We start from the raw sequence: 12306 nt of genomic DNA, 5'->3' as shown, positions 1-12306 counted from the left end.
TACCTATCTTCACACCTTTCGCCGATCGTCGCTTGCCGGGCTTTGCCGCCGGCAATGGACTCGTGCGTCCGCGCCACGCCAGCACCCTTTGCGATGCCGTGCGCGCACTTCGTTACTAAGGAATTGCTATGACCACAGGCCTGCAAGGCTCCTTGATGGTGGATGTCGCCGGTACCTGGCTGACGGCCGAAGATCGCCAGCTCCTGCGCCAGCCCGAAGTGGGTGGGCTGATCATCTTTGCCCGCAATATCGAGCACCCGCGACAGGTGCGTGAGCTGAGTGCGTCGATTCGGGCGATTCGCCCGGACCTGCTGCTGGCGGTGGATCAGGAGGGCGGCCGCGTGCAACGCCTGCGCCAAGGCTTCGTGCGGCTGCCAGCCATGCGCGCCATCGCCGACAACCCGAATGCCGAGTACCTGGCCGAGCAGTGCGGCTGGATCATGGCCACCGAAGTGTTGGCAGTCGGCTTGGACCTGAGCTTCGCGCCGGTGCTGGACCTCGATCATCAGCGCAGCGCCGTGGTGGGCACCCGTTCCTTCGAGGGCGACCCCGAGCGCGCCGCGTTGCTGGCAGGTGCCTTTATCCGTGGCATGAACAGCGCCGGCATGGCGGCCACGGGCAAGCATTTCCCCGGGCACGGCTGGGCCGAGGCGGACTCCCACGTGGCGATCCCCAACGACGAGCGCAGCCTCGACGAGATTCGCGCCAAGGACCTGGTGCCTTTTGCGCGCCTGAGCAAGCAATTGGCGGCGGTGATGCCGGCTCACGTCATCTACCCTCAGGTCGATGCCCAGCCGGCCGGGTTCTCCCGCCGTTGGCTGCAAGAGATCCTGCGCGGTGAATTGCAGTTCGACGGCGTCATTTTCAGTGACGACCTGTCGATGGCCGGTGCGCATGTGGTGGGCGATGCCGCGAGCCGGATCGAAGCGGCGCTGTCGGCCGGTTGCGACATGGGCCTGGTGTGTAACGACCGGGCAGCGGCCGAGCTGGCCTTGAGCGCGGCCCAGCGACTGAAGGTGAAACCATCGGCGCGTATCGCGCGGATGCGCGGCCAGGCGTTCGCTTGCACCGACTATCGCCAGGATCCGCGCTGGCTGGCGGCGCTCGGCGCACTCAAGGATGCCCAGCTGATCGATTAAGGACTTTGCGATGACGGTTTACGCGATTATCGGCGGTACCGGCCTGACCCGGCTCGAAGGCTTGAGCATTCACCAATCCTTGCCCCTGGACACGCCTTATGGCGCTCCGTCGGCGGATATCCAGAAGGGTGAATACGCCGGGCGCGAGGTGTTGTTTCTGGCGCGCCACGGTCATCCGCATCGCTTGCCGCCGCATCAGGTGAACTATCGGGCCAACCTCTGGGCGTTGAAGCAGGCTGGCGCCGAGGCGGTCCTGGCGGTCAACGCGGTGGGTGGCATTCATCCGGCGATGGGCTCCGGGCATTTCTGCGTGCCGCATCAACTGATCGACTACACCAGCGGTCGCGAGCACACCTACTTTGCCGACGACCTGGAGCAGGTCACCCACATCGACTTCAGCTATCCCTACAGCGAGTCGCTGCGCCAGCAGTTGATTGTCGCGCTGGAGGTCGAGGGCTGTGAATTCAGCAGCCAGGGTGTGTACGCCTGCACCCAGGGCCCGCGCCTGGAGACCGTGGCGGAGATCGCCCGCCTGGAGCGTGACGGCTGCGACATCGTCGGCATGACCGGCATGCCGGAAGCGGCGCTGGCCCGTGAGCTGGAGCTGGACTACGCCTGCCTGGCGCTGGTGGTGAACCCGGCGGCGGGCAAGTCCGCTGCGGTGATTACCATGGCCGAGATCGAACAGGCGTTGCAGGACGGCATGGGCAAGGTGAAGTCGACGCTGGCGCGGGTCCTCGCGGCAAACCTGTAGCCGCTGGTAAAGGCTGCGATCGAGCGCGTAGCGCTCGCAAAACCTGAATCCGCGTATTCACGCCTGCTGCGCAGCCGATCACAGGCTGCGCCAGCGGCTACAGATCAGCGTCCGCCTTTCTTGTCGGGCAGCGGGGCGAAGAGGGCTTCGATGTCTTCGCTCTGCAGCTTCCAGTCCCCGGCCTTGCGCCCATCCAGCACGCCCGCCGCCAGGTCGGACTTCTCCTGTTGCAGGTGCTGGATTTTCTCTTCCACCGTGCCGCGGGCAATCAACTTGTAGACGAACACCGGCTTCTCCTGGCCGATCCGATAGGCGCGGTCGGTGGCCTGGTTTTCCGTGGCCGGGTTCCACCAGGGGTCGTAGTGGATCACGGTATCGGCTTCGGTCAGGTTGAGGCCGACGCCGCCAGCTTTCAGGCTGATCAGGAAGATCTGCAGCTTGCCGCTCTGGAAGTCCCTGACCGGCGTGCGGCGGTCGCGGGTCTGCCCGGTCAGCAGGGCATAGGCGACGTTGCGCCGCTTCAGCTCGGCCTCGATCAGGCTCAGCATCGAGGTGAATTGCGAGAACAGCAGGATGCGCCGGCCCTCGTCGAACAGCTCCTCGAGCATCTCCATCAGGCTGTCGAGCTTGCCGGAGGAGCTGCCTCGCGTCGGCACCGCGTCTTCGTTGACCAGGCGTAGGTCGCAACACACCTGGCGCAGTTTCAGTAGCGCCTCAAGAATGATGATCTGGCTGCGGGCCACGCCCTTGCGGGTGATCTCGTCGCGGACTTTCTTGTCCATGGCCAGGCGCATGGTTTCGTACACATCGCGCTGGGCTTCATTGAGCTCCACCCAGTGGATGATCTCGGTCTTGGGTGGCAGCTCGGTGGCCACCTGTTCCTTGGTGCGGCGCAGCAGGAAGGGCTTGATCCGCCCGTTGAGGTGCTGCAGGCGCACTTCGCTGGCGTGCTTTTCGATCGGCACGCGGTAGTCGCGATTGAAGCTCTTCACGTCTCCCAGCCAGCCGGGCAGCAGGAAGTGGAACAGCGACCACAGCTCGCCCAGGTGATTCTCCAGGGGCGTGCCGCTCAGGCACAGGCGCTGCCGGGCGTTGAGCGCGCGCGCGGCCTGGGCCGCCTTGCTCGACGGGTTCTTGATGTATTGCGCCTCATCCAGCACCAGGACATGCAGGGGCAGGGCGGCGAGCTGCTCGACATCCTTGGGCAGCAGCGCGTAGGTGGTGAGGATCAGGTCGTAGTCGGCCAGTCGGGCGAAGTGCTTCTTGCGGCCAGCGCCATACAGGGCCAGGACCCTGAGCTGCGGCGTGAAGTGCGCCGCCTCGTCGAGCCAGTTGGGGATCAGGCTGGTGGGCATCACCACCATGCACGGCCGGTCCAGGCGCCCGGCGTTTTTTTCGCTGAGCACGTGGGCCAGGGTCTGCAGGGTTTTGCCCAGGCCCATGTCGTCGGCCAGGATGCCGCCGACTTCCAGCTGGCGCAGGGACTGCATCCAGCTCAGGCCTTCGAGTTGATAGGGGCGCAGGGTGGCGTTCAGGCCTTCTGGCGCGGGGGCCGAGTAATCCTTGATATCCCGCAGCCGTTGGGCGAAGGAGCGGATATGTTCGCCGCCCTCCCAGAGCAGGGGCAGGTCTTCCAACGGATTGAGGCGGGTCGCGTCGGCACTGCTCAGGCGCAATGTAGTTTCGCCGGGCTCCTGCAGATAGAACTCACCGAGGGTGGCCAGCACCGGCTTCAGCCGGCCGTAGGGTAGCGCCACTTGCAGGGGACCGTTGGGCGAGTTGGGACGCCCGGGAATATTTACCAGGATCAGTTCGTCATCCCGGCGTTTGGCCAGGCGTTCCGGGTTGAGGATTTCGGTGTGGGAGCGCATCAGGTTGAGCAGGATCGGCAGCAGGCTCAGGCGCTCGCCGTTGACGATGATGCCCAGTTCCAGGTCGAACCAGTCGCGCCCCGGCGCTTCGTCCACCGTGGCGTACCAGTCGTCCACGGCGGTCAGGTCGAAGCCGAAGTCGTCGTCGATCTGCAGCTCCCAGCCCTGGGTGCGCAGCTTGGGCAATTCGTTGAGGGTGAAGGTCAGCCAGGCGCTGTCGTTGACCATTTCATACAGCTCGCCAGCGCTTTCCGGCAGGGCCTTGCTCTGCCGGGTGGCGATCTTGAAACCCAAGGCCCGCAACTGTTCGCGATAGCGTTGTTCGACTTCCGGCTGGCGCTTGATGCGCAGGGTCTGGTGTTCCTGGCGAATCAGCACGTCGGCGTTTTTCTGCCCGCTGACGTATTCCTCCAGGTAGCTGAACGACAGCGCGGCACGGTGCTGGATGTAGCGCTGCATCTTGCCGTTGCGCGGTTCGAAGGCGCTGAACTCGATGCTGGCCAGCCACAGCCGGGGTATTGGCTGCACGTTGTCGACGATCTGTTGCGGCAGCGGGGCGGGGCTGCGGTTTTCCAGCACGGCCTGGAGTTTTTCCAGCAGCTCGGCGTCTTTCGCTGCTGCCGGGTAGGCCAGGGTTTCCTCGATTTTCAGCAGCACCGCGGCGATGTGTTTGCAATTGCTGCGCACCGGGCAGGTGCAGGAGGCTTCGACCATCAGCAAGGTGTTCTTGGCCGACTCGCGCAGGCTGATGGTCTGTCGATAGACGTTGCCCCCCGAACCTTCGCAACTGGCGGTGATGACGCTGTCGCCGGCCTGGACGATCCTGACGCGGTTCTCCAGGGCGTAGCGGCGGCCACGCTCCAGGGCTTGTTCCTTGAATCGGCTGACCCAGGAAGGCGCCAGGGGTTTGGTCAGGGTCGGGGGCATAGGGACTTCTGTCAGTCCACGATTTCAGGAGGCGCCTCGCGCGGCGCGGGGGCCGACAGCGAGGTGATCTTGATCAGCAGGGCCAGGTGACCGTTGTCGAGGTAGTTGAGCTGGCCGTTCTTGGTGTGGCTTTCCTGCTTCAGGCGTTCGCTGGCGGTCACCAGGCCATTGCTGTCGATCTGGTTGACCCAGAACTGCGCATCCACATCGGTGAAGCGCCCGAGCTTGAGGGTGAGGGTGCCCTCGATCGGGAACTGGCCGAACTGTTCCCGGCCCTCGCTGACGGCGATTTTCACCGGGTTTTCGTCCAGCGCCTGCTGCCAGGCCTTGTGCATCAGCACGCTGTAGTCGCCGCTGGCGGTGAGTTTCTCGACCACGCTGCCCAGCGCCGGGGTGCGCTGGCTGTCGGCGCCCAGGTGTTGGGCGCTGGCGGCCCAGTCTTCGGGGGCGGCGCGGCTGACGATGGCGGGAACCGCGTTCTGCCGGACCAGAATCATTTCGACCTGATACATGTCGGCAAACGCCGAGGGAGCGACCAGGGTCAGGAGCAAGGTCAGTGAGCGAAACAGGCGCATGGGGCGTCCTTCAAGCAGTTTTCGGGGTGAGGCGCTCGAACAGCGCCTCCAATGTGTTGAAGCGTTCTTCCGGGCGTTCCATTGGCACCATGAATTTGAACAGCGTGGCGCCTTCAAATTTGTAGCGATTGGGTTGGCCCTGGATGAGTTTGATCAATGCCAGCGGATCCACCGGGGTATCGGCGGCGAACTCGAGACGACCGCCCTGCGGGCCGCCGTCGACCTTCTTGATGCCCAGTTGCTCGGCCTGCAGTTTCAGCAGGGTCAGGCGCACCAGGTTCTTGGTCGGTTCCGGCAACAGGCCGAAGCGGTCGATCATCTCCACTTGCAGGTCTTTCAGGCCGTCCTCGTCGGTGGCCGAGGCAATGCGCTTGTAGAGGATCAGCCGCGCATGCACATCCGGCAGGTAGTCTTCGGGAATCAGCGCCGGCAGGCGCAGGTTGATTTCCGGACCGCCACCCAGCGGCTGGTCGAGGTTCGGCTGCTCGCCCTTGCGGATGGCTTTCACCGCGCGCTCGAGCATTTCCATATAAAGGGTGAAGCCCACCGCTTGGATCTGGCCGCTTTGGCCATCGCCCAGCAGTTCGCCGGCGCCGCGGATTTCCAGGTCGTTGGTGGCGAGCACGAAGCCGGCCCCCAGGTCCTGGGTATTGGCGATCGCCTCCAGGCGCTTTTCCGCGTCCGGGGTGATCTGCTGGCGCGCTGGCGTCAGCAGGTAGGCGTAGGCCTGGTGGTGGCTGCGACCGACCCGGCCGCGCAACTGGTGCAGCTGGGCCAGGCCGAACTTGTCGGCGCGCTCGATGATGATGGTGTTGGCGCTCGGTACGTCGATGCCGGTCTCGATGATGGTCGAGGCGATCAGCACGTTGAAGCGCTTGTGGTAGAAGTCGCTCATCACCTGTTCGAGTTCGCGTTCGCGCATCTGCCCGTGGCCGATGCCGATGCGCGCTTCCGGCACCAGTTCGGCGAGGTCGGCGGCGCATTTCTCGATGGTCTTCACATCGTTGTGCAGGTAGTAGACCTGGCCGCCGCGCAGCAGCTCGCGCAGCAGGGCCTCTTTGACCGTGCTCTTGTTCTGCTCCATGACGAAAGTGCGCACCGACAGGCGTCGGGCTGGCGGCGTGGCGATGATCGACAGGTCGCGCATGCCCGAGACCGCCATGTTCAGCGTGCGCGGAATCGGCGTGGCGGTCAGGGTCAGGATGTCGACCTCGCTGCGCAGGGCCTTGAGCTGCTCTTTCTGGCGCACGCCGAAACGGTGTTCTTCGTCGATGATCACCAGCCCGAGGTTCTTGATCTTCACATCGTCCTGCAACAGCTTGTGGGTGCCAATGACGATGTCGATCTTGCCTTCGGCCAGGTCGGCCACCGCGGCATTCACTTCCTTGGCGGACTTGAAGCGGCTCATCACTTCCACGGTCACCGGCCAGTCGGCGAAGCGATCGCGGAAGCTGTTGTAGTGCTGCTGGGCGAGCAGGGTGGTGGGCACCAGGATCGCCACTTGCTTGCCACCGTGCACGGCGATGAAGGCCGCGCGCATCGCCACTTCGGTCTTGCCGAAGCCAACGTCGCCGCAGACCAGGCGATCCATCGGCTTGGCCGCGAGCATGTCCTCGCGCACCGCTTCGATGGTGGTTTGCTGGTCGGGGGTTTCTTCGAACGGGAAGCCGGCGCTGAAAGTGGCGTAGTCGGCTTTCGGGTCGGCGAAGGCATAACCTTCGCGGGCGGCGCGGCGGGCGTAGATGTCCAGCAGCTCGGCGGCGACATCGCGCACCTGCTCGGCGGCCTTGCGCTTGGCCTTCTGCCAGGTTTCCGAACCCAGGCGGTGCAGCGGCGCCAGGGCGTCATCGCTACCGGTGTAGCGGGCGATCAGGTGCAGGTTGGCCACCGGCACATAGAGCTTGGCGCCCTCGGCGTATTCGAGGGTGAGGAATTCGGCGGCCTGGTTGTCGATTTCCAGGGTGGCCAGGCCCAGGTAGCGGCCCACGCCATGATCGATATGCACCACCGGCGCGCCTTCGCGCAGCTCGGTGAGGTTCTTGATCACCGCATCGTTGTTGGCATCGGCGCGTTTTTCCCGGCGCCGGCGCTGCATCACGCGCTGGCCGAACAGCGGGCTTTCGGCCACCAGCGCCAGGGCTGGATCGTCCAGCAGCAAGCCTTCGTCCAGCGGCGCGATGGTGATCGCCAGGCGATCCTTGCCAGCGACGAAATCCGGCCAGCTGTCGACGGTCTTCGGCCGCAGCTTCAGGCGTTCCAGCAACTCCAGCAGCACCTCGCGGCGCCCGGCGGATTCGGCGGTGAACAGCACGCGTCCGGTGAACTCGTCGAGGAAATTCGCCAGGGCCGCCAGCGGCTGGTTGGCCTTGGCTTCGATGGCGAGGTTGGGCAGGGTCTGTGCCGGGAAGCGCTCGCGACCGCCACCGGCCTCGATCTCCTGCTGGCTGGCGACTACCCGCGGCCAGCTTTTCAGGCGGGCGAAGCAGTCCTCCACCGGCAGGAACAACTCGGCGGGCGGCAATAAAGGACGGGACGGATCGACGCGGCGTTCTTCGTAACGGTTGCGCACGTCGTTCCAGAAGTTCTCGGCCGCCTGTTCGATGCCTGGCAGGGAGAACACCTGGGTGTCCTGGGGCAGGTAGTCGAACAGGGTCGAGGTGTCTTCGAAGAACAGTGGCAGGTAATACTCGATGCCGGCCGGGGTGATTCCGCTGCTCAGGTCCTGGAAGATCGGGCAGCGGCGGAAGTCGACGTCGAAGCGCTCGCGGAAACGGGCCTTGAAGCGGGTGACGGCTTCTTTCTGCAGCGGGAATTCCTTCGCCGGCAGCAGGCGTACCGAATCGACCTTGTCGATGGAGCGCTGGTTTTCCGGATCGAAGGTGCGCAGGGTCTCGATTTCATCGTCGAACAGGTCGATGCGATAAGGCAGTTTGCTGCCCATCGGGAACAGGTCGATCAAGGCGCCGCGCACCGCGAACTCGCCGTGCTCGTACACCGTATCGACACAGCGATAGCCGCTGGCTTCCAGGCGGGTACGCATCTGTTCGACATCCAGCTTCTGGCCGATGTCCAGCACCAGGCTGCTGCCGAGCAGGAACTTGGTCGGCGCCAGGCGATGCAAGGCCGTGGTGATCGGCACCACCAGCACACCGTGCTCCAGCTCCGGCAGCCGGTACAGGCTGGCGATCCGCTGGGAGATGATGTCCTGGTGCGGCGAGAACAGGTCGTAGGGCAGGGTTTCCCAGTCCGGGAAATGCAGCACGGGCAAATCCGGGGCGAAGAAACTCAGCTCCTGCTCCAGCCGTTCGGCACTTTGGCTGTCGGCGGTCAGCAGCAGGGTGAAGCGCTTGGCGGCGCTGGCAGCCTCGGCAATGGCCAGGCTGAGGGCGGCACCGGGCAGATTGCCCCAGTGCTGTTTGCCGGCGGCGGCAGGGAGTTGCGGTAGACGCAGAACGGGCACGGAAGGTTGAGCTCCAGCGTTGCGACAAAGTCGGTAATTGTAGCGGTCCGGCATACCGGCTGTCAGTTGCTGATGTGTCTATTACGCGGTTGCGGAAAATGTAGTGGTTATGACAAAAAAACGCGTTTTTTGGCAGGAAATGTAGTGCCGAATTGGGGCGGTGTTACGGAGGGTTACAGACAACGCTGGGTTGCCGCGCAAAATGAGGCCTTTCTGAAACCCGCGTATTTACTGGGCTGGAGCGGGGCGTGATTTTTCCGGATGAGGTTTTGTTACGTTCTGCGCGACAGGCGCGCATTGCTACGCAGGGGACTCGGCTGCATAATGTAGCCCCTTTTTTCAGCCCCTACATGTGGAAGGTTCCCGTGACTCAGAAGCCCGACCAGTGTCTTGGTGAATGGATCGACCGTGAAGCGCTCGCAGAAGCGATGATTCCGCTTATCGGTCAGCTCTACCGCAATAACAATGTGGTGAGTTCGATCTATGGCCGCAGCCTGATCAACCAGTCTGTCATCGCGATTCTCAAAGCTCACCGCTTTGCTCGCCATCGTTCTTCCGACGATAGCGAACTCTCCGTCCACGAAACATTCCCACTGCTCAAGGCCATGAGCGAGCTCAAGCTCGGCGCTGCCTCGGTGGACCTGGGCAAGTTGGCGTTCAAATTCCGCAACGAAGGCAATGGCCGCACCGCCGAGCAATTCGTTCGCGAAGAGCTGGCTGACGTGGTTGGCCAGCAAAACGCTTCGCCCCGCAAAGGCACCGACGTGGTCCTGTACGGCTTCGGTCGTATCGGCCGTCTGCTGGCGCGCATCCTGATCGAGAAAACCGGTGGTGGCGACGGCCTGCGCCTGCGCGCCATCGTGGTGCGCAAAGGCGCCGAAAACGACCTGACCAAGCGCGCCAGCCTGCTGCGTCGCGACTCGGTACACGGTTCGTTCAACGGCACCATCACCATCGACGAAGCCAACAACACCATCACCGCCAACGGCAACCTGATCCAGGTTATCTACGCGAAGAACCCGACCGAGGTGGACTACACCCAGTACGGCATCAAAGACGCGCTGCTGGTGGACAACACCGGTGTATGGCGTGACGCCGATGGCCTGGGCCAGCACCTGGCCTGTCCGGGTATCGACCGCGTCGTTCTGACCGCGCCTGGCAAAGGCAAGCTGAAGAACATCGTTCACGGTATCAACCACACCGACATCACCGCTGACGACAAGATTGTTTCCGCCGCTTCCTGCACCACCAACGCCATCGTGCCGGTGCTCAAGGCCGTGAACGACAAGTTCGGCATCGTCAACGGGCACGTCGAAACCGTTCACTCGTACACCAACGACCAGAACCTGATCGACAACTTCCACAAGGGCGATCGTCGTGGCCGTAGCGCCGCGTTGAACATGGTGATCACCGAAACCGGTGCTGCCACCGCTGCTGCCAAGGCCCTGCCTGAGCTGGCCGGCAAGCTGACCGGTAACGCGATCCGCGTTCCGACGCCAAACGTGTCGATGGCCATTCTCAACCTGAACCTCGAGAAAGCCGCTACCCGTGAAGAGATGAACGAGTACCTGCGCTACATGGCGCTGCACTCCGATCTGCACAAGCAAATCGACTTCGTCAATTCCCAGGAAGTGGTTTCCACCGACTTCGTTGGCTCGCGCCACGCCGGTGTGGTGGACGCTGAAGCGACCATCACCCAGGACAACCGCGTTGTGCTGTACGTCTGGTACGACAACGAATTCGGTTACAGCTGCCAGGTGGTTCGTGTGATGGAAGACATGGCTGGTGTGAACCCGCCTGCGTTCCCGCGCTAAACCTTAGCCGCACATGAAAACGCCCCGACTTGTCGGGGCGTTTTTGTTTGTGGCGTTTGCTTGCGATGCGCTTGTATCTGCTCGGGCGTTATCGCGGGCAAGCCTCGCTCCTACAGAAGCGTTGGGCTTGCTCGCGATAGCGTCCTGTCAGGCGCCATCGGCTATCGCTGCCTGTGCGCTGCGCAGTTCATGACGATTGCCGCGGAACAGCACCAGGGTCGCGATCAGGCCCAACACCGCCGCGCCGCTGAGCCAGATACCCGGCGCCGCCTTGTTGTCCAGCACATGGATCAGGTAGGTGCAGGCTGCCGGCGTGAAGCCGCCAAAGGTGGCGGTCGCCAGGCTGTAGGCCAGGGAGAAGCCGGTGGTGCGTACTTCAACCGGCATGATCTCGGTGAGGGCTACCACCATGGCGCCGTTGTACGAGCCATAGAGGAAGGACAGCCACAACTCGACGATCAGCAGGTGGCTGAAACTCGGGTTGGCCACCAGCCAGGACAGTGCCGGGTACGCCGTCAGGATTGCCAGGACGGTCGCCGCCAGCAGCAGCGGCTTGCGCCCGACCTTGTCCGAGACGGCGCCCATCACCGGCAGCCAGAAGAAGTTCGACAGGCCGATGCACACGGTGACCAGCAGCGCGTCCAGGTCCGACAGCTGCAGCTCGGCCTTGCCGAAGGTCGGGGTGTAGGCGGTGATCAGGTAGAAGGACACGGTGGTCATCACCACCAGCGCCATGCCGGCCAGGACGATGCCGAAGTTCTGGCCAATGGAGCGGATGATTTCCTGCAGGGTAGGGCGGTGCTTGCGTGCCTGGAACTCCGGGGTTTCTTCCAGCGAGCGACGGATCATGAAGATCGCCGGCACTATCATGCAGCCCACCAGGAACGGCACGCGCCAGCCCCAGTCGCCCATTTGCTCCGGGCTCAGCCAGTGATTCAGGCCCACACCCAGCAGGCCGGCGAATACCACGGCGGCCTGTTGGCTCGCCGATTGCCAGCTGACGAAGAAGCCCTTGCGACCCGGGGTGGAGATTTCCGCCAGGTAAACCGAGACGCCACCCAGCTCCACCCCGGCAGAGAAACCCTGCAGCAAGCGGCCGAGCAGCACCAGCAACGGCGCAGCGACGCCGAGGGTGGCATAACCCGGGACGCAGGCGATCAGTACTGTGCCCGCGGCCATGAGCAGCAGGGTGATGATCAGGCCCCGGCGGCGGCCATGGCGGTCGATATAGGCACCGAGAAAGATCGCGCCCAGCGGGCGCATCAGGAAGCCGGCGCCGAAGGTCGCCAGCGACAGCATCAGTGACGCGAAAGCACTGTCGGCAGGGAAGAAGGTCTTGGCGATGGCCGTGGCGTAGAAGCCGTAGACCATGAAGTCGAACATCTCCAGAAAGTTGCCGCTGACAACGCGAAAGATCGCCTTGCCTTTGCCCGTGGTCGTGGACATTTTATTCACTCACTTTGGCTATTTTGTTAGCGATCCCTGGTCGTTACCCGTCCTGGTTGCACGGTCTGGGGCGGCTAAGCCGCAGGTCAGACAGTTTGTAACAATATGTGTATGAGTCTGCCGAGGCAACAAAAACTCTTAGCTTGCTTGCTAAGTAGATGGAAGGCTTGGGATTTATTGCCAGCCAACTCGCTGAATAAACCCGCAAGAGCGAGCTTGCGATGAGCTGGGTTCGGCCTGGATCAAATCCGCGCTGGCTGCCGCATAATGGCCCGCCCTGATCGGCGACTGCCGAGAGGGAAATCGAGTGTCGGGAGGCG

7 protein-coding genes are annotated in these 12306 nt (G+C 63.6%); 3 read left to right on the top strand and 4 right to left on the bottom strand.

What is annotated here, in order from left to right:
- The first annotated feature begins 140 nt into the window (after nt 1–140).
- Together nagZ and PVZ80_RS28220 are read left to right on the top strand one after the other, a co-directional pair.
- Complete coding sequence (gene nagZ, locus PVZ80_RS28225; protein WP_172834902.1) at nt 141–1139, top strand: beta-N-acetylhexosaminidase; 999 nt, start codon at nt 141–143, stop codon at nt 1137–1139.
- A gap of 10 nt (nt 1140–1149) precedes the next feature.
- Nucleotides 1150–1893: an S-methyl-5'-thioinosine phosphorylase gene (locus PVZ80_RS28220; RefSeq protein ID WP_273864863.1), complete on the top strand. Its 744-nt coding sequence runs from the start codon at nt 1150–1152 to the stop codon at nt 1891–1893.
- A gap of 104 nt (nt 1894–1997) precedes the next feature.
- On the opposite strand, the gene PVZ80_RS28215 is transcribed toward PVZ80_RS28220, so the two are convergent.
- From PVZ80_RS28215 to mfd, 3 genes are read right to left on the bottom strand one after another with little or no spacing between them, the layout of a single operon-like run.
- Nucleotides 1998–4691 carry a DEAD/DEAH box helicase gene (locus PVZ80_RS28215; protein ID WP_016704940.1) on the bottom strand — a complete coding sequence of 898 codons (2694 nt, stop codon included), beginning with the start codon at nt 4689–4691 and terminating at the stop codon, nt 1998–2000.
- Nucleotides 4692–4702: 11 nt separating this feature from the next.
- Entirely contained in the window at nt 4703–5266 is a 564-nt protein-coding gene (locus PVZ80_RS28210; protein WP_273864862.1) for a CsiV family protein, read from the bottom strand.
- Between the two features lie 10 nt (nt 5267–5276).
- Nucleotides 5277–8726, bottom strand: a complete 3450-nt coding sequence (gene mfd, locus PVZ80_RS28205) for a transcription-repair coupling factor (protein WP_273864861.1) — start codon at nt 8724–8726, stop codon at nt 5277–5279.
- A 350-nt stretch (nt 8727–9076) separates the two neighbouring features.
- Here mfd and PVZ80_RS28200 point away from each other — a divergent pair, with 350 nt between their 5' ends.
- The gene (locus PVZ80_RS28200) at nt 9077–10540 is read left to right on the top strand and encodes a glyceraldehyde-3-phosphate dehydrogenase (protein WP_016704937.1); all 1464 of its coding nucleotides are present in this window, start codon (nt 9077–9079) and stop codon (nt 10538–10540) included.
- A 147-nt stretch (nt 10541–10687) separates the two neighbouring features.
- On the opposite strand, the gene PVZ80_RS28195 is transcribed toward PVZ80_RS28200, so the two are convergent.
- Nucleotides 10688–11986, bottom strand: a complete 1299-nt coding sequence (locus tag PVZ80_RS28195; RefSeq protein ID WP_009047973.1) for an MFS transporter — start codon at nt 11984–11986, stop codon at nt 10688–10690.
- Between the last annotated feature and the right edge of the window lie 320 nt (nt 11987–12306).

This window comes from Pseudomonas sp. B3G-3, assembly GCF_028640915.1.
GTDB classification, from domain to species: Bacteria; Pseudomonadota; Gammaproteobacteria; order Pseudomonadales; family Pseudomonadaceae; genus Aquipseudomonas; species Aquipseudomonas chlororaphis_I.
This window is presented reverse-complemented; position numbering and strand designations above follow the sequence as displayed.